This is a genomic window from Photobacterium sp. GB-210, assembly GCF_003026075.1.
Taxonomy (GTDB): Bacteria; Pseudomonadota; Gammaproteobacteria; order Enterobacterales; family Vibrionaceae; genus Photobacterium.
On record NZ_PYNU01000003.1, the window covers coordinates 40,577 to 59,956 of the forward strand.

General features: G+C 40.8%; 17 protein-coding genes. All 17 read left to right on the forward strand.

Features of this window, described 5'->3' with window-relative positions; genetic code table 11:
* Nucleotides 1–2: 2 nt before the first annotated feature.
* Nucleotides 3–1,229 carry a type II secretion system F family protein gene (locus C9J38_RS07200; protein WP_107206508.1) on the forward strand — a complete coding sequence of 409 codons (1,227 nt, stop codon included), beginning with the start codon at nucleotides 3–5 and terminating at the stop codon, nucleotides 1,227–1,229.
* Nucleotides 1,210–1,686 (forward strand): hypothetical protein, encoded by a 477-nt coding sequence (locus C9J38_RS07205; protein WP_107206509.1) that lies wholly within the window; start codon nucleotides 1,210–1,212, stop codon nucleotides 1,684–1,686. Before C9J38_RS07200 ends, C9J38_RS07205 begins: the two co-directional genes overlap by 20 nt.
* A gap of 30 nt (nucleotides 1,687–1,716) precedes the next feature.
* The gene (locus tag C9J38_RS07210) at nucleotides 1,717–2,307 is read left to right on the forward strand and encodes a type II secretion system protein (RefSeq protein WP_107206510.1); all 591 of its coding nucleotides are present in this window, start codon (nucleotides 1,717–1,719) and stop codon (nucleotides 2,305–2,307) included.
* 14 nt (nucleotides 2,308–2,321) lie between these two features.
* Nucleotides 2,322–2,792, forward strand: coding sequence for a type II secretion system protein (locus tag C9J38_RS07215; RefSeq protein WP_107206645.1), 471 nt, complete (start codon nucleotides 2,322–2,324; stop codon nucleotides 2,790–2,792).
* Nucleotides 2,793–2,881: 89 nt separating this feature from the next.
* Nucleotides 2,882–3,352, forward strand: a complete 471-nt coding sequence (locus C9J38_RS07220) for a type II secretion system protein (protein ID WP_107206511.1) — start codon at nucleotides 2,882–2,884, stop codon at nucleotides 3,350–3,352.
* 23 nt (nucleotides 3,353–3,375) lie between these two features.
* Nucleotides 3,376–3,840: a type II secretion system protein gene (locus C9J38_RS07225; RefSeq protein WP_107206512.1), complete on the forward strand. Its 465-nt coding sequence runs from the start codon at nucleotides 3,376–3,378 to the stop codon at nucleotides 3,838–3,840.
* Nucleotides 3,841–3,949: 109 nt separating this feature from the next.
* Entirely contained in the window at nucleotides 3,950–4,432 is a 483-nt protein-coding gene (locus C9J38_RS07230) for a prepilin-type N-terminal cleavage/methylation domain-containing protein (RefSeq protein ID WP_107206513.1), read from the forward strand.
* Nucleotides 4,429–5,040 (forward strand): prepilin-type N-terminal cleavage/methylation domain-containing protein, encoded by a 612-nt coding sequence (locus tag C9J38_RS07235; RefSeq protein WP_107206514.1) that lies wholly within the window; start codon nucleotides 4,429–4,431, stop codon nucleotides 5,038–5,040. The genes C9J38_RS07230 and C9J38_RS07235 overlap by 4 nt, the downstream gene beginning before the upstream one ends.
* The gene (locus tag C9J38_RS07240) at nucleotides 5,040–5,765 is read left to right on the forward strand and encodes a PilW family protein (protein WP_107206515.1); all 726 of its coding nucleotides are present in this window, start codon (nucleotides 5,040–5,042) and stop codon (nucleotides 5,763–5,765) included. The genes C9J38_RS07235 and C9J38_RS07240 overlap by 1 nt, the downstream gene beginning before the upstream one ends.
* Nucleotides 5,755–6,207, forward strand: coding sequence for an MshP protein (locus C9J38_RS07245; RefSeq protein ID WP_107206516.1), 453 nt, complete (start codon nucleotides 5,755–5,757; stop codon nucleotides 6,205–6,207). The genes C9J38_RS07240 and C9J38_RS07245 overlap by 11 nt, the downstream gene beginning before the upstream one ends.
* Nucleotides 6,200–10,366 (forward strand): DUF6701 domain-containing protein, encoded by a 4,167-nt coding sequence (locus C9J38_RS07250; protein ID WP_107206517.1) that lies wholly within the window; start codon nucleotides 6,200–6,202, stop codon nucleotides 10,364–10,366. Before C9J38_RS07245 ends, C9J38_RS07250 begins: the two co-directional genes overlap by 8 nt.
* A gap of 171 nt (nucleotides 10,367–10,537) precedes the next feature.
* On the forward strand, nucleotides 10,538–14,545 hold the full coding sequence (locus C9J38_RS07255; protein ID WP_107206518.1) for a DUF6701 domain-containing protein: 4,008 nt from the start codon (nucleotides 10,538–10,540) through the stop codon (nucleotides 14,543–14,545).
* Between the two features lie 126 nt (nucleotides 14,546–14,671).
* Entirely contained in the window at nucleotides 14,672–15,715 is a 1,044-nt protein-coding gene (locus C9J38_RS07260) for a rod shape-determining protein (protein WP_005371106.1), read from the forward strand.
* Between the two features lie 43 nt (nucleotides 15,716–15,758).
* The gene (gene mreC, locus C9J38_RS07265) at nucleotides 15,759–16,736 is read left to right on the forward strand and encodes a rod shape-determining protein MreC (RefSeq protein WP_107206519.1); all 978 of its coding nucleotides are present in this window, start codon (nucleotides 15,759–15,761) and stop codon (nucleotides 16,734–16,736) included.
* The gene (gene mreD, locus C9J38_RS07270; RefSeq protein ID WP_107206520.1) at nucleotides 16,726–17,214 is read left to right on the forward strand and encodes a rod shape-determining protein MreD; all 489 of its coding nucleotides are present in this window, start codon (nucleotides 16,726–16,728) and stop codon (nucleotides 17,212–17,214) included. Before mreC ends, mreD begins: the two co-directional genes overlap by 11 nt.
* A gap of 89 nt (nucleotides 17,215–17,303) precedes the next feature.
* Nucleotides 17,304–17,876 carry a nucleoside triphosphate pyrophosphatase gene (locus tag C9J38_RS07275; RefSeq protein WP_107206521.1) on the forward strand — a complete coding sequence of 191 codons (573 nt, stop codon included), beginning with the start codon at nucleotides 17,304–17,306 and terminating at the stop codon, nucleotides 17,874–17,876.
* Between the two features lie 12 nt (nucleotides 17,877–17,888).
* The gene (gene rng / locus C9J38_RS07280; RefSeq protein ID WP_005371112.1) at nucleotides 17,889–19,358 is read left to right on the forward strand and encodes a ribonuclease G; all 1,470 of its coding nucleotides are present in this window, start codon (nucleotides 17,889–17,891) and stop codon (nucleotides 19,356–19,358) included.
* Nucleotides 19,359–19,380: the final 22 nt, after the last annotated feature.

Sequence of the window (19,380 nt, forward strand, 5' to 3'; positions counted from 1 at the left end):
AGATGGCAGTATTTAGCTACCGAGGGCGCGGTGAGAAAGGCCAATTAAAACAGGGAACGATTGAAGCATCAAATGCTAATGCCGCAGCCGATCTCTTGCTGCGTCAAGGTGTGATCCCCCTTGAGATCCGAGAAACGCACGGTAAAGCAAAAGGACAAGCGTTTGATTTAAGTGCTTTGTTTCAAGCGCAATTACCGCTAGAAATTCTCGTGATCTTTTGTCGACAGCTATACAGTTTAACCAAAGCGGGTGTCCCACTATTACGGGCTTTTAAAGGTTTATCGCAAAGTGCGAGTCATCCTTTATTAAAAACAACCCTAGAAGCGTTAACCCTTGATTTGACGAATGGTCGCGCGTTGTCAGTGGCGATGCAGCAACATCCTCGGGTTTTTTCTCGGTTATTTATCTCAATGATCCATGTCGGCGAAAATACGGGTCGTCTTGATCAGGTATTGTTACAGCTTGCGAATTACTACGAACAAGAGATGAATACCCGTCGACAAATTAAGTCGGCGATGCGTTATCCCACATTTGTATTAACGGCTATCGTGATAGCAATGGGGATATTAAATACCAAAGTTATTCCACAATTTGCGTCGATGTTCTCGCGCTTTGGCGTTGAACTGCCATGGCCAACTCGAGTGTTGATTGGAACATCGAACTTTTTTGTTCATTACTGGCCGATGATGATTGGCGTATCCGTCGCTATTTGGTTAGGTATACGATTTTGGCGTAATACGCCGAAAGGGGCTGAAAAGTGGGATAACTGGCGCTTACGTATGCCTATTACGGGAAGCATTGTTAATCGTGCTCAAATGGCGCGTTTTGCTCGTACGTTTTCTTTAATGATCCGTGCTGGTGTGCCTTTAAATCAAGCGATTCAAATGGCAGCGGAATCGTTAGGTAACCGATTTTTAGAAAACCGCTTGATTGAAATGAAGCAAGGGATTGAGGGCGGTAGCAGTATTTCACGCACCGCTACTAAATCAGGGGTGTTTACGCCACTCGTTTTACAAATGATTGCCGTGGGCGAAGAAACAGGTCAAGTCGATGAGTTGCTATTAGAAGTCGCGGATTTTTATGATCGTGAAGTGGAATATGATTTAAAAACATTAACAGCTCGAATAGAGCCCATCATGTTGGTTGTTGTGGCAGGTATGGTGTTGTTATTAGCTTTAGGTATCTTTTTGCCTATGTGGGGAATGCTCGATGTCGCTAAGGGATCGTGAGTTACAGCACAAAAAAAGGTTACAAAATGTTTCATGGCTAATAATTACATTTATATTAATAAGTGTTTTGTTATACGAATGGCAGCAAGTGCAAAAAAATGCCAAGTTGCTTCAGTTTGATTTAACCCGAAATAATTTGTATCAAGGTGCTGTAAACCTGCGTCAGAACTGGGAGTTAAATAATAGGCCTCATTATGACAAGGTTGGTGATATTGCGTTTGAATATACCCAATTAGGATGGCCTATTGTATTGAAACAGGGGGAGTTGGACTGCCCTAAAATATGGTCTTTATTGTCAAATGGAATAGGAAGGCCTGAATATAATTCATTTGGTTATAGAAGTACTGATGATTCAAACAGTTATAATACATGTTTATATGATATAGGCATTAAGAAAAAATTGGCAATATTTTATATTAATGACAAAATACATATTGCCAGTAATTTGTCGCAATAGTGTCGAGTTTCTTACAGTAAGGATAGGGAAATGAAAAAAAACGCCGGCTTTTCGCTTATCGAATTAGTCGTTGTGATTATTGTGCTCGGGATCTTAGCGGCAACCGCTTTACCTCGGTTTATGAATATCACCGATCAAGCTAAGCAATCTGCAATAGAAGGAATGACAGGCGGTTTTGCAACGGCTGTGATTTCAGCAAGAGCACAATGGGAAGCGTATGGTCGCCCTGTTGATAGTGGAAATAATAATACTGTTGATTACGACGGTACTGAATTTAAATTAACTCAAGAAGATACCACGTTAAATATACGTCCTGGTTATCCGTTTGCGTTAAACACCAGTGCAACAACTGATGTGGTCGATATGACGGCGACGGACTGTTTAGATTTGTTGCAAGAATTGATGCAAAACCCACCGTTAGCAACGACATCACGCGATGATCTAGCGAGTGGCAAAGATTTATTTTTCGTCACAGTTGAAGGCACAGGTGCCGCTAAACAGTGTCGTTATTACCAGCTAGCATCAGCTAGCAAAAATAGCTCTGGCGAAGTGAATCCATTCGCTGGGCATTCTTTTACTTACCAGCCGGCAGTGGGCCGTGTTGAAGTAGATTTGAAATAAAGAGAGAAATGCATATGAAACGTCAAGGTGGCTTTACGCTAATCGAATTAGTCGTTGTTATCGTGATTTTAGGTATTCTTGCGGTAACGGCTGCACCTAAGTTCATGAATCTTCAAAACGATGCACGTAAAGCATCACTAGAAGGTTTAAAAGGTTCTATCCAAGGCGCTGCAGGTATCGTGTACGGTAAAGCGGCTATTAATGGTTTAGAAGCAAGTGATGCGGCTGACGCAGAGGTTTCTGGTATTCCTATTAAGTTTGGCTACCCTCAAGCGACTTCAGCTGCTCTTGGTGCGGCCGTAAATGGTCTAAGCACTGATTGGACATGTGGTACACCAAGTGGTGACTCAATCAAGTGTACATTCAAAGGTAAAGATTCATACTTGACGAGTGCTGATGCTTGTTACGTTCAATACACACAAGCAACAAGTGCTTCTGCTGCAGCTTCAACAACAGTAGTAGCAACAGGTAACTCTTGTAGCTAATACCGTAAATAGCGCTCGGATGAGCGCTATTTAATTAAGCTTCATTTGTGATGGGGCTTAATTAAATAAAACCACAAGGATGTACATTTATGATTAAGCAAAAAGGCTTTACCTTAATTGAGTTGGTCGTTGTTATTGTTATCTTAGGTATTCTTGCAGTAACGGCTGCACCTAAGTTTTTGAATCTTCAGAATGATGCCCGTAACGCTTCTCTCCAAGGGTTGAAAGGTGCAATTCAAGGTGCAGCTAGCATTGTTTACGGTAAAGCTGCGATTGATGGTGTGGAAGGCGCTGCATCTGGAGAGCAGGTGGAGGGTATCGATATTGTTTATGGTTACCCAGCTGCAACCTCGAGTGCATTGGGGGCAGCAGTGAATGGTTTAACAGAAGATTGGACTTGTAAGGAATCTTCACCTGCTGGAGGCTCATTATTATGTACATTCAAAGGAAAAACGACATTTTTTGCCTCGACAGATAAATGTTACGTTGAATATAAGCAGGCAACAAGTTCTGCATCAGCAACAACAACAGTTGTTAACGACGGCGCTTCGTGTAGCTAATTAATATCCACAAGGAAGTAAAAATGAATAAACAAAAAGGTTTTACCTTAATTGAATTAGTTGTTGTTATCGTCATTCTTGGCATTCTAGCAGTAACAGCCGCCCCTAAATTTTTAAACTTACAAGGTGATGCACGTAAAGCATCATTGGAAGGTCTTAAAGGTGCTATTGATGGCGCTGCGGGTATTACTTATGGTCGAGCAGCGGTTGATGGTATTGAATCAGTATCGAGTTCTACAACGACTGATGGGGCTGTACCAGTAGCATTTGGTTTCCCTAAAGCAACATCGGCTGCACTGGGCAAAGTGGTAACAGGCTTAAATGAAGATTGGAAAGTTGTTTCATCAGTAGATGATACTTCTATTACCTATTCTTACGAAAGTAATAGCAAAACGGATGCATGTATTGTTACTTACACCCAAGCAACTAGCGTTTCTTCTCCAGCAACAACGGTAGTCACGTTAGGTGATGATTGTGCAGGTGAATAGTTAGGCTGGCTGTATTGCACATTTAAAGGCGCAGTCACTCGGCTGCGCCTTTTTTGTTTTAATCTGATAAATTATATAACAATAAAATAGGTCATGTTTAGGTGGTAATGTGAAGCAGCAACAAGGTTTTACTCTCGTTGAACTCATTATGGTGATCGTAATTATAGGGATCATCAGTGCCACTGCTGCTGCTCGCTTTTCAGGTCGGAGCGAGTTTGATGCCCAACTGACCCGTGATCAGGCGATTTCTGTTATTCGCCAAATTCAAATATCTTCGATGCAAGGGCAACGCGCTCCCTTGAATGTTTCTTCGCCATGTTTAGGCGTCTGCGATGCCGCTAATTCAGAAACGGATGGTAGCTTGCGTCAATCACAAACCAATACCGAGTTTTCATTGGTTGATGGTGGAAATACACGTGCTAAGTTGTACTTTAATTTGCTTGGGCAGCCTGTCAATGCAACATCTATGTTAGTGTGTGCTAACGGTTGTACCATTACGATTACGGCAAAAAATAACCAAACCGCCAGCATTTGTATTAATAGCCAAGGTTATGTATATAAAAAGAAAGATAACGAGGTGTGCAGTAAGTGAATACTCACATAAAACAACGCGGTTTTACTCTTATTGAAGGGATCATCACTATTGTATTACTCGCGATTGCGATGATCACCTTGGTGAGCTTTCTTTTTCCTCAAGTTGAGCGCTCTGCGGTTCCTCAATATCAAGCGCGTTCAGCGGCAATGGCTGATGCGATTTTTAATGAAATATTAGCACGTCAGTTCGATCAAAATTCTAATCCTAATGGCGACAGTGTTTACCGCTGTGGTGAGGATGATGCTAAAGGAAATCCTAATCCATGTACCTTGCCAGCACGTTTAGGGCCGGATGATCTTTTAGAAGCAACGAATCCAGCAATGGCTAATGATGACGATGATTTTATTGGCTGTTGGGGAGATACAACGCAGTGCCCTAACCCTTATACATATAACGGTAATAATTATGTTAAACCCAGTTTAGCTTCTCGCCGTGGCGAATTAACTGATTTAGTACCCAGTTTATCAACCGCAAACTATACCCATATTCATGCCACCATTAATGTCGAGTATGTGCCCTCACAACTTTTGAAAAAAATCACAGTGAGTGTGGATGCTGGACGCTATGGTAAATATGACTATATCGCCTATAGGGGTAATTATTGATGGCTAAGCCGCGTGGTTTCACGCTATTTGAAATGGTGATAGCAATTGTCGTGCTATCTATCATTATGATTGGTATTGGTAGTTATATTGCGATTGGTGTAAAGGGGTATACCAATACCGTTGATCGCGAGCGTCTGCAGTCTCAAGCCCGTTTTTTAGTTGCACGTATGACCAAAGAAATCCGCCATGCAGCGCCGAACAGTTTAAGTAATACATCTCATTGTCTGAGCTTTTATCCGATTATTGCTCCAGCGGTGTATTACGATAATTTACCGAATAACAGCAATACGATTGCGATCACTCCGTTACGTTTTTCTTCTAACTGGAGTAGTAGCGGTAATTTTGTTGCAGTGGGCTTTGCCTCATCTGAGCAATATAAAAATAACACCATAACTGTGAGTAGTATTACTGCGCCAGCTTCAAAAGATGAGACGTATCAATTGACATTAACTTCGCCAATCAAGGAGGCATCTTCTCCCGGTAATCGATTATATTTATACAAAGATAAGATCAGTTACTGTCAAGTGGGGACGACTATTGTGCGCAAGGTCAACGATGGTGATGGCATATTAATGGCTGAGAACATCGATAAATTTATACCGAATGTACAAACGGCGGGATTAAACAGTAATGCGATAGCGTTATTTACTATTCAGTATTTAGACTCACGCACTCAAGAAAAGTCAGATTATAACCATAGTGTACAGGTGATGAATGTCTTATAGCAGTTATAACAAGCAACGTGGTAGTGGCTTAATGATAGTGCTGTTCGTCATTATCGTTATGGGGCTCATGGCAATGGTGATGACGAAAATTGGTACCTCTAGTCAAACCATGACTACCAAAGAGGTGCTTGGAACACGAGCATGGTTTACAGCCCATTCTGCCAATGAAGTTGTATTAACTCGACTTTTCCCACTTGGAAACCCATTTCAGAGTGATTCCGATAAATGCATAACTTATCCATCATCTGAAATTGAAAAAATTATGCCGCCATTCCAAAAAGGGTGCCAAGTAATAAAGATGGTATGTACAACGAAAAAGATTAGGTTATCAAGCGGTAAAACAGTCAATGAGTACCACCTAGAAAGTACAGCGACCTGCGGTAGTCATAACGTGGCGATGACACGTACCCAAGAAGTGTGGGCGAAAGATTTAAATGATTAAAAATTTTGTTTTTTTTATCTCCTTAATGATGTTGAGCGGTACGGCGTTGGCGAGTGAAGATGGGCCAGTATTCGACTTTGGGCAAAGTGATATTTCACGCCCCAATGGCTGTATTAACCAAGAATGTGAAATTGTCTTAAATAAAGAATTTACAACCAAACCGTTAATTTTCCTCATGCCGACCATTACAGATAATGGTCTTGATGCACCATCATCTTTAAAGATTACCCGAATTTACAAAAAAGGTAAGACGTATGCATTTGGGGTAAGACAGGTTTATCCGAAAGTATCGAACGCAATTCGTTTAGAAGATGAAGATAGTCTTTTAGGCTCTTGGGAGTCATGGGAAGCGAAATGGCATCATTTTAAAAATAAAACCTATACCTTATATCGTATTCCTATGCGTAAAATCACCTATTTTGCGATGGAAAAAGGCACCATTGCATTAGGCAATAATGGTCGTATTACTGCGGCAGAACTGACTGTACATAAACAGCTTGATGCTAAAGATCCTAAATTTCAAACCGGTAAAGGTGATATCGATTACGGCAAATTAAATCCATTAATAAAGAAAGGCAAAGTAACGCCGGTTACGATTCCTAGTGGATTTAAAAGTAAAACACCTGGAGGAATCGCAGAAATTCAGCCAAGAAATAAACCGTCTGTTATTTCGGCTACAGGTACAGAATCAGAGTGGATAACGCCGTTTATTATTCGTGGCACGATAAATCAAGGTACGAGCAATAATGGCCATTTTTATTTAGGGGTGGATAGCTCTGAAACTCAATATGTGCTTAATCATAATGTGACGATTGGTTATTTATTAGTTGAAGGTAGTGGTTTATACAAAGGGTTACAGTTTGCTTTAGGTCCAGCAGAAACGCCCAATACCCTAAAAGGGAATTATCATGGGATTGAAAAGATCACTAAGCCTGTTACGGAGCAATGTGCAGGCTTTACTGATTTAAAAGGCAGCGATTTTGATTTTTCGGATCAGTCAAAAAATCCCATCTTAGTGATTGCCTCTAAAAACTCCCGTTTAGGACCTAACGGAGGGTGGATCCGGTTATGTAAAAATCAACAAAAGCCGGGTAAAGATGTTCTTGAAGTAAGCTTTGTTACTGATGAAGACTTAAATGAGCATACTAACCCAGAACGTCAACATGCCAATGAGATGGTTGGTTTTATGGCTTTCCAGCGTCGTGCATCAGAAGAAGTCTGTAATGTATTCCCAGGTCCTGCTCAGACATGGCAAACCTCTACTGGCGCATTTAACGCTAGCCATAATGTCTTAATTAAAGGTTCAGCCGTAAAAGAAGGCAAACGCTATATAGGTTTTAAGACAATTAATTCAAGTGGTGGTGAGAATAATTACTGTAATGGCGAAGAATGTCATACGGCTCAGCCTTACCCGAGCTTATTTGCTAAAAAACAAGTGTTAGATACATGGCCTGCTGTTGATGATGGCGATTTACAATCGCAGCGAGACGTTGGCAATAAAACGGTATTTTGGTTTAACACTATTAATTTAAGTAATAAAGATATTATCTTTCCTACGGGCTCTGTTGTTCATGTGAAAAAGATGAGTTTGATCAGCTCAACCATGAAGCCACTATCTGGGATTGCTGACGATTTACTTATTGTTGTTCATGATTTAAAACCGGTGAATGATATTCTCCATGATTATATTGAGCTAAACAAAGGTAGTCAGATCACAGGCTTAATTTACTCTGAGCGTAATCTTATGATGAGTGATGGCTTGAGTAACCAGATCACGCGAATTACCGGTGCAGTAACGGCGCCTAACATCACGATGACTGGCGATGTGAATAATATAGAAACAGAGATTATAGGTAGTAGTGCCTGTTTTGATCCAGAGCCTGAACCTAAATTTGAACTTACAATCACACCGACAAAAGTCACGAAGACCTTATGTCATGCCCAGCAAGTTGATTTTAATGTGACATCGGAGGATGGTACTAAAGAATTTGATGGTGATATTACGGTTAATATTACCTCATCAACAGGCGGTATCTGGGCGGATAATTCAGCACTCGCATCTTCTCATCAGTTTACTGCGGGTACACATACATTTACGTTGCCAGTAAAAAATCAACATGCAGTTATTTGGGTATTACCCACGGGGTCGGAGACGCTGAAAATAACGGCAAGTATTGAGTTTATGGCTGGTGATGAACCTAAAGGTCAATATACCTTTATCCCTGGCGGTTTCGCGATTGATCTAAATGATGGTCACAATATCGTGGCGGGAAAAGACGTTACCGCCACAATTAAAGCCATGACATGCCAAGCGGGTAAGAACATCAAGCTAGTTGAAAATTATACTGGAACACGGTTATTAGATTTTTCAACTGAATACCAAGCGCCGAAAAAAGCAGCCGATCCCAATAACCCTATTACTGTCGAGATTGTAAAAGGAAAGCATATTGAATCAGCGACAGGCGCATCTAAGCAAGCAAAAGTAGAGTTCGAGCAAGGGAAATCTGAACCGCTTACTTTGCGTTATCGTGATGCGGGTGTTATTGCTTGGCATGTCTATGATCCAAATTGTACTAGTGATAGCTGCACGTTAACGACAACCAAAACGAAGGAAGCAAAAGCGTTACGTGAGCTGCTGCCTAATGGGTTAACCGGTTCTGTTGCAATTAATGCAAAGCCGTGGATGTTCGCGATTTGTCCGTTAAAGCCTAATGAAGCTAATACATTAGATACAGCAGATGGCACGTCTAAAAGTGGTGAGGGGTATATTGCCGCGGGGTTACCTTTTAATGTGCTGCTTAAGCCTTTAGTGTGGCAGGAAGGTAGCTCCCAAGGAACTGTTATTGATTCATCTGATAATAAATACTGTAGCTATTCTGTAACGGAGAATTTCCTTGCTCCAGATGCGCCAACTATGGGAAATGGGTTGTTGATGCAGGCTCACCTAGCCTCACCTTCTAGTGGCGTTATGGGGACATTTACGCAAGGTCAAATGACAGTAAAACCGACCTTGAAAGGGGTATTACTTACTGGTAATAGATGGTCTGAAGTCGGCAGTATTTGGCTACAGGTTGGGATGAACGATTATATAGAGAATGGCAATAATATTAATCAGAGTAAACGTCAAATAGGGCGTTTCTATCCTAAGTATTTTGCTTTTTCTAAGAATGAAGTAACACCTGCGATAGGCTCATTCACTTATATGGATCAGCCATTTGATGCTGGATTCACGATTAATGCTTTTAACGCGAATAATCAACCCGTTCAAAATTATGCCTTATTTGATCCGTCTCTTCAGAGTAAGTTTAAATTAGAGTCGGGGAATAATAACGGGGGGTACGTACCATTAGATCTACGTTTAAAACAAATGCGCAGTGATAAATCGTTAATGTCTCCTAAAATCGGTGATTGGCAGCAAAATAGCCAAGGTAACTCTGAGGTTGTTTTTAAGCCGTCTAAACTGATATTCGAACGAAAGGCGAAAGGGACTAACACCACCATTGAAGATGGGCCGTTTGACCAATGGCAGTTGCGAGTGAAACAAGATGAACCGTTTCCTGATCACGTAACATGGGCGGGGGAAGAGGTTAATGCACAGGGTGCACTAGTGGGAGTTAACGATCTCCGTTATGGACGCATGGTATTGGAAAATATTGGTGGTGATATTCGTAAATCACTAGCAGTGCCGTTAAGAATTGAATATTGGTATGGTACAGCATTTGTTAAAAATACGGATGATTCAGTATCGCAGTTTAATGGAGCAAATTACTGTCGCCAAGTGATCAGTATGTATCCTGAAGATAGCAAGAGCAGTGCTTATACATCCGGTAGTGGAAAAGTAATGATGGGCAAGGCCTTATCTGGAGACTTTATGGCGAACCCAAGCCAAATGTCTGGGTATGGTACCAATCCAAAGAGTACTACCTTTAAACAACAAATAAGATTTTGGCAGCGCTTGAGTGCGGCGAAACCAGGGGTAAAAGATAAAAAACCCATTAACTGTTTTGGAGCCTACTCTCATCAACCTTGGCTACGATATAATTGGCGGAATTTAGGTGATGAAGACCCATCGGCAATTGTGACTTTTGGCGTATATCGAGGTAATGACCGAATATTATACCGAGATGAGCCAGGGATCCCTGCTGCTGATTACCAGTAAGTCTTATTTATTCATCAGAAAGCCGAGAGTGTGAGTTCTCGGTTTTTTTGTGTGTAATTATTTACTCTGAATGTAGATGTTTGTGTTATTAATAATTAAGATATTAAGTTGAAATTAGTCAAATACCCTTAAGGCACGGACTCGCTTTTTATTTTGGGTAAAAGGATGTTTATGCGTTTATGTCTTAAGTTAATCAACGTTTTATTTTTCAGTTTATTCTTTGCATGGCAAGCGCATAGTGCTCAGTATGAATTTGGTACATTTGATACCAGCACATGTTCATCATTTATTTTACCTGAATCAGCAAACTCCTATGAAGATCAATCTGGTTGTGTTGTTAGATTAAAAAATGCATATGCGACTAAACCGCTTGTATTTTTAATGCCAACAATACCCAGCGATAATCCAGATGATGACGCCCCTCAGACTCTTGCCTTGCTAAATGTTACAAAAAAATCTTTTTCCGTAGCGCAAATAGTTGCGCCACTGTCTAACTTCTATTCGTTATCACGTAATCAAATGCCAGTGATTTCTTATTTGGTTATTGAAGAGGGGGTTACAACATTTGAGGATGGACACCGAGTACTCGCAGGCAGTGTGAATACGAAAAGATATTCCGCAGATGGTAAAAGGTCTTCACCAGCTTATGAAAGAGTGGATCTCTCCTCGTACTCTTCATTGTTGAGTGAATCGCCGATTGTTCTCTCAGAAGTCCAAACGAAAAACAATGAACGCTGGTTAACGACCGCAACTAAAAATATTTCATCAATGGGATTTGACCTAGGTCTTGAAATTACGCGTGTAAATAAACGTGATATTGACGTTGAGGAACATGAGAAAATTGGTTATTTAGTCAGTGTTCCTAATATTGGTGAAACCAATGGTTATGACTATGAATTTTCATCAGGTGATATCGTTTCAAATTCGGGTAAACTGAAGCCATTACAGTACACATGTAATACTCCTATTAATCTTCGTCAAACTTATACCACTGTTCCAAATTTTATCGCCGGGAAGTTGCAGCGCCAAGGTGGACAAGGTGGCTGGGTTCGTCAGTGTAAGAAGTCCTTAACACAGGTGAGTTTTGTTGTTGATGAAGATATCCCACCATGGACGTATATAGGTCAACGCGCACATATAAAAGAAAAGGTGGGCTTTTTTGCTTTCGCTAAAAAGCCGCTGGCCAATAATATTTGTAAATATTTTCTAAGCCCAGCTCAAACATGGCAAGGTAATAGTGATCCGAGTTTACAAATTGGGAAAGATAGTCGACTAATAAATACGGTTGAAATCAAAAATAAAAGGTATGTCGGTTTTCGCCAAGAAAGTATAAATAATTACCTTGATAAAGGTTGTGATGATTCTCCATGTAATGAGAACCAAGATTTAATTGTAAAGAAAGAAAATAAGCCTCAACTTCCTAGCTTTAAAGAAAATAAAAGTAATAATGTCTTTGACGCTGGAAAACAAATTGAACCAGAGATCCCATACAGTGAATATAAAAATTTGTCTGTTAGAGGCGGATCTATAACGTTAAACAAAGAGATGAAAATTGAAACATTATCTTTAGATTCAAAAAGTCAGCTAACATTAAAAACGGGCACCTACTGGATTGATAGTTTTATCGTAAATGGTTCTCGAATTGTTATTCCAGAAAATAATAAAGTAGTTATCTATACCAGAGGTTACTCTTTTAACCATACATCAGGAACTAATGGCGCTTTAATTAATGTAGATGGAAGTCCTGATAATTTGGTGATCTACGCCTATAATGAGCCACCAACTTCGACTTTGTTATTTAAAGATTTTAACGCCGTGTCTAACAGCTCTATTGTAAAGGCGCTTATATATTCAGAGAAAAAAACTTACTTAAGTAACAATGCGATAGTATATGGTTCGGTAACGATTAATCAGATAGAACTAATTAATAAATCAAAAATTATTGGTGAAAGTGAGTGTTTTGACCCTAAACCTGATAATTATATTTTAGATATTGAGCCATCAACTGCATTTTCATTAACCTGCGATTATTTGCCTGTTACGTTTAGTGTTAAAAATGAAGACGGAACGCTAGCTGACACCTATTCTGGTTCAGTATCAGTAACCACCAATATTTCAACAGCTGGAAAAGCATCGTGGTTTCCAATCAATAGTGAAACGCCTTATAAAGATGTTTCAGAAGTCGCTGACGTTAATATTAAAAATGGTGTTGGTCAGTTGCGGCTTAAAAGTCATGATTATATCGGCAATATAGCGGTTAAAGGACAATTAAATAATTCCCCATCAACCAACACCGTTAATGGTCGTTATACGTTTGTACCGTTTAAATTTGATATTTCGCCAAGTCCAATAAAAGTCATTGCGGGTAAACCTAGGGAAAATATTAAAGTAAAAGCCCTTGCTTGCAAAAATGATCAAGTAACGATTGCAACAGGTTATCAAGGTGATAAACCGTTAGTTATGACGAGTACTTTCTTACAGCCAGCAAGCCAGGGTAATGGCGACTTACAAATAAAGGCTATGAATAGTGACTGGCAAACGTCTCAAGAAACATTTTCTTTTGATAAGGGGTTAGCGACCTTTGCGCTGAAATATCCCGATGCAGGTATTGTAGGGTTAAACCTTGCAGATCCTAATTGCTCGTTATCAACCGGCTGCGATATTTTTTCTACAGATGATGAATTACCAACAGAGTTTGGGAGTTGGAAACAATTAGAAGGCTCTGTTGAAGTGCATGCCCGCCCATGGACACTTGCCGTGTGTCCCAAAAATCAAGATGGTGAATATATAAAAGCAGACGGTACATCATCATCAGGTGAAGGCTTTGTGGCATCGGGTGAGAAATTTGATGTGGATGTAAAACCTATTGTCTGGCGCAATGCGGGATCTGAAACTGCAGATATTAATAGTCGGTATTCAAGTAGCATTGATTTGTGTGAAAGCACAATAACACCTAACTTTTCTAAAGCAGATGCTCCAGCTGCAAATGTTAAATTATCTATTCCATCAGATCATTCAATAACACCTGTGAATGGTGAGCCAGGTGAATTGCAAGGTATTAAAGTAAAAGAACATACTGAAGCTTTAACCTATAAAGATTTATCTTGGAGTGAAGTCGGCAGTGTGCGTTTACAAGCGAATACGGCAGCACAATATTTGGGTATGGATGTTAATCAAGGCTATCGCAATATTGGCCGTTTTTATCCTAAATATTTAGAGCTTCAACCTAACCGCATTATATATCCAACCGGACATGATCAATTTGCTTATTTAAGCCAGCCATTTAATGTTCAAGTAATGATTAAAGCGAAAAATACGCTGGGTAATCAAGTGAATAACTACAACAACTTTGGTTTGGCGTATCAAGCTGATGTTGCACTGACTGCGTATGAGGATCCATCATTAACGAGCTTAAATCATCGTTTCTCATATCATCATATAACAGGCTTGACAGAGAAGAGCTTTAAGGGGAACTGGAATCGTGACGTTCAACAAACATGGCTATTAGCACGTAAGGTTATTGCAGCTATCAACCCAACAACAGAGGAAGATGGTCCTTGGTCTTCAAGTAATAGCCGCTTTGGTGGGTATATAACAGAAAATCAAGATCCCATATCTATTCGAAGTAGTACATCGGTTAAAAACGATGTTATCGATACATATACCATCGCACAGTTCGAAGAAACGCCTAATTTACGTTATGGGCGAATGGTTCTAGATGATGCGATCAGCCCATTTGATCAACCTGTTAGTCTGCCATTAAAAATCGAATATTGGGATGGTAGTGAATTTCAAACCCATACTGATGATAGTGGCTCAACATACAACAGTAATTATTATTGTAAGAAGGCATTACATCCGGTTGATGGATCGAATACATCGATATTAACAACTAATGTAACGGGAAAGGTCAGCGTTGGTGAAAGCGATGAAATTGAAGCTCATCCACAACTATCACCGCCTGCTAATTATAAAAAACAACAAACCCGTTTTTGGTTACGTATTGCAACCAACACACCAAGTAATATTGGTTGTAGCCAAACCAACAAAAAGCACCAACCGTGGCTAACCTATAATTGGCGAGAATTAGGTGATGAAGATCCATCCGCGATTGTGACATTTGGTGTATATCGTGGGAGTGATCGCATCGTTTATCGAGGTGAAAAAGGGTTAAATTAGGCCTTAGCGCAAATAAATTGCAAATCTGTGGTAGGTTTGACAATCCTTACCTTGTTTCAGTGTCTAGCGCTTGGTACATTTAGTGCAATTTAACGAATTTTGAGCTTTCAGGATTAGCCGAAGACTATGTTTAAAAAACTTCGTGGCATGTTTTCTAATGACCTGTCTATTGACTTGGGTACTGCCAACACCCTTATTTATGTCAAAGGACAGGGCATCGTTCTAGATGAACCCTCTGTGGTTGCAATCCGTCAAGACCGTGCAGGCGCAACAAAAAGTGTTGCAGCGGTAGGTCATGACGCAAAATTAATGCTTGGTCGTACACCAGGTAATATTGCTGCTATCCGCCCAATGAAAGACGGTGTAATTGCTGATTTCTATGTGACTGAAAAAATGTTGCAGCATTTTATTAAGCAAGTACATGACAACAGTATTCTTCGCCCAAGCCCTCGTGTGTTAGTTGCGGTTCCTTGTGGCTCAACGCAAGTTGAACGTCGTGCAATCCGTGAATCAGCACAAGGTGCTGGTGCTCGTGAAGTTTACTTAATCGATGAGCCAATGGCGGCTGCTATCGGTGCTGGTATGCCAGTGTCTGAAGCAACGGGTTCTATGGTGATCGATATCGGTGGTGGTACAACAGAAGTTGCAGTGATCTCACTTAACGGTGTGGTTTACTCATCATCGGTTCGTATCGGTGGTGACCGTTTTGATGAAGCCGTTATCAATTACGTACGTCGTAACTACGGTAGTCTGATTGGTGAAGCAACCGCTGAGCGCATTAAGCATGAAATCGGTTCAGCGTACCCAGGTGATGAAGTGCGTGAAATTGAAGTGCGTGGTCGTAACCTGGCAGAAGGTGTACCGCGTAGCTTTACGTTAAATTCAAATGAAATCCTAGAAGCTTTACAAGAACCACTAACAGGTATTGTATCTGCAGTAATGGTTGCACTAGAACAGTGTCCACCAGAGCTTGCATCTGATATTTCAGAGCGTGGCATGGTACTGACGGGTGGTGGTGCACTACTTCGCGATTTAGACCGTCTACTTACAGAAGAAACAGGTATTCCTGTGGTTGTTGCTGAAGACCCACTAACATGTGTGGCTCGTGGTGGCGGTAAAGCGTTAGAAATGATTGATATGCACGGTGGCGATCTCTTCAGCGAAGAGTAATAATGCCTGCGTTAGTTTTCTATAAAACAGGTTATAGCGTTAGATGAAACCTATCTTTGGCAGAGGACCCTCTCTGCAATTACGCCTGTTTCTTGCCATATTACTATCGGCTAGCCTTATGCTAGCCGATAGTCGTCTTGATGCTTTTGCCAATGTTCGTTATTTTTTGAACTCAGCAATCGCTCCGCTTCAGTATGCGGCTAATTTACCGCGTGAATTACTTGATGGCCTTAATGGTCAAATGAGTTCTCATCAGCAATTATTAGTTGAGAATAAAGCGTTGAAGCGTGATTTGTTGGTGATGAAAAGTAATGTTTTATTGCTTGATCAATTACAGCAAGAAAATCAGCGTTTAAGAAATTTATTAGGTTCACCGTTTGTTCGTGGTGAGCGTAAAATGATCGCCGAAGTGATGGCGGTCGACTCTGATCCTTATAGTCATCAAGTGATGATTGATAAAGGGCGTGTTGATGGAGTATATGAAGGCCAGCCTGTTATTAATGATAAAGGTATTGTTGGGCAGATCTCCTATGTTGGCGCGCATAATAGTCGTGTTTTATTACTGATTGATCCGACGAATGCTATTCCAGTACAAGTTGTGCGTAACGACATTCGTGTTATTGCAACAGGAACTGGAAAGAGTAATGAGCTTCAACTTGAGCATGTCCCAAGCAGCACGGATATTCGTGTAGGTGATTTATTGGTGAGCTCTGGGCTCGGTGGTCGCTATCCTGAAGGATATCCGGTTGCACGTGTAACTGAGTTCTCTTTTGACAATAAACGCCCATTTGCACAAATTATCGCTAAACCAACCGTGCAATTTGACCGATTACGTTACTTATTATTAGTCTGGCCAACCGATAGAATGAAAGCGGCAGAAACGTCAGCCACAAAATCGATTGCGCCTTCAAGTGCGGTTTCAACCATTTCTCCTGCAGTTGCTGTACCAGCAAATGGTGTAAAACCAACAGCACCTATTGAGAACAAAAAGCCGAGCAGTGAGGTGAATAATGCCAACTAGCCAAGCACATGGCCGAATTTGGATTTGGTTGTCATTCGTTTTTGCGCTGGTGCTGCAAGCAGCTCCTTGGCCCGGAATGTTGGAACCGTTTCGACCTTCATGGGTTTTACTGGTTACTTGTTATTGGGTATTAGCCTTACCACATCGTGTTAACGTGGGAACTGCTTTAATTATCGGCTTATTGTGGGATTTGATTTTAGGATCTACGTTAGGTGTCCGCGGCTTAATGATGTCGGTGATTGCTTACATTGTTGCTTTAAATTTTAGAGTACTTCGTAACCTGTCATTAGGACAACAAGCGATTGTCTTCGCGCTGTTATCATTAGCCGGTAAGCTTATTGAATACTGGGCTGAATACTTAGTCTCAAATGTAACTTTTGAGCCACAACAATTATGGGCTGTCGTATTAAACTTTATATTATGGCCATGGTTGTTCTTATTATTACGGCGTATACGTCGTAAATTTTCGATTCGTTAATCGCAATAGCATAAAGGGGAAGCCAATTGGTCTTCCCCTTATTTATAATTAAATGTTTTTAAAGTATAAATGTAAGTTTGAGGTGTATCATGGCTGCTATTCAATTATATCTTGCTTCAGGTTCGCCTCGTCGAATGGAGTTATTAAATCAGTTAGGCTATCAGTTTGAACGTGTTGTGGTAGATGTCGAAGAATGCCACCAAGTAGGCGAAAGCCCTGAAAATTATGTTCAGCGTTTATCGCGCGATAAAGCCTTAGCTGGACTAAAAGCAGCGCCGGCTGATTTACCTGTTTTAGGATCGGACACAATTGTTGTGGCTGATCAGCAAATATTAGAAAAACCTGTCGATTTTAATGATGCAGCGCGTATGCTGAAAATGCTGTCTGGTCGTCAACATCAAGTGATGACCGCAGTGACAGTCGCAACGAAAGAAAGGATTGAAACTAAGCTAGTGATCACGCAAGTGTGGTTTAAGCCTTTGTCAGATAACGAAATCAAAAAATATTGGCAAAGTGGAGAGCCACAAGATAAAGCGGGCAGTTATGGCATCCAAGGCTTAGGTGGCAAATTCGTTGAACGTATCGATGGCAGTTTTTATGCAGTGATGGGGTTACCGCTAGTGGAAACCGACATCCTGTTACAAGATTTTTTAAAGTTATAAGTAGAGGCAACCATGAGCACTGAGCTGCTGATCAATGTGACGCCGAGTGAAACCCGTGTCGCAATGATTGAACATGGCGTATTGCAAGAGATCCACATTGAACGTGAATCGAAACGCGGTATCGTCGGAAATATTTACAAAGGGCGAGTAAGTCGCGTACTTCCTGGTATGCAGGCGGCATTTGTCGATATTGGGTTAGATAAAGCTGCATTTTTACATGCTTCAGATATTGTTCCCCACACGGAATGTGTGGCTGAAAATGAGAAAAAACAATTTCAGGTGCGCGACATTTCAGAGCTGGTTCGTCAAGGGCAAGACATTGTCGTACAGGTGGTGAAAGATCCTCTGGGAACTAAAGGTGCGCGGTTAACGACTGATATTACCTTACCGTCTCGTTACCTTGTTTTCATGCCGGGAGCAAGCCATGTTGGTGTATCTCAGCGGATTGAAAGTGAGAAAGAGCGTGATCGTTTGAAAAAAGCGGTTTTACAGCATTGTGATGATTTAGGCGGCTTTATTATTCGAACGGCTGCAGAAGGGGCGAATACTGATGAAGTCGCTCAAGATGCTGCTTTTTTAAAGCACTTGTGGCGTAAAGTATTAGAGCGTCGTGCTAAGTATAAGCCACGTTCGATGTTGTATGGTGAGCTAGGACTTGCACAACGTATCTTACGTGATTTTGTTGGTACTGAAATTGATAATATCAAAGTCGACTCACGCCAAGCATTTGATAAATTAAAAGAGTTTACAGATGAGTTCGTACCTGAAGTGACAGATAATATTGAATATTATTCAGGTCAGCAGCCTATCTTTGATCTCTATGATACCGAGTCTGAAATTCAACGTTCCTTAGATCGTAAAGTTGAAATGAAGTCTGGCGGGTATTTGATCATCGATCAAACAGAAGCGATGACCACGGTTGATATTAATACTGGTGCGTTTGTTGGGCGAAGAAATCTCGACGAGACTATTTTTAATACCAACATTGAAGCAACGAAAGCTATCGCACGCCAATTACGGTTACGTAATTTAGGCGGCATTATCATTATTGATTTTATCGATATGATTTCAGAAGAACACCAACAACGCGTTTTACAAGCGCTTGAGCAAGCACTTTCTTATGATCGAGTGAAAACCAATATTAATGGCTTTACGCAATTAGGCTTGGTTGAAATGACGCGTAAACGTACGCGTGAAAGTATTGAACATGTGTTGTGTGGCACGTGTCCATCTTGTGATGGTCGTGGTACGGTGAAAACAGTTGAAAGTGTTTGCTATGAGGTATTGCGAGAAATAACCCGAGTCAATCGTGCTTACGATGCTGATCGATTTATCGTGTATGTTTCATCCGCGGTGGGTGAGGCCCTTATGGGAGATGAATCGCATGCATTAGCTGAGCTTGAGGTCTTTATTGGTAAACAAGTAAAAATAAAGCCTGAGCCGCTGTATAACCAAGAGCAGTTCGATGTGGTAATGATGTAATGATACCAATGGGGAAGAGTCA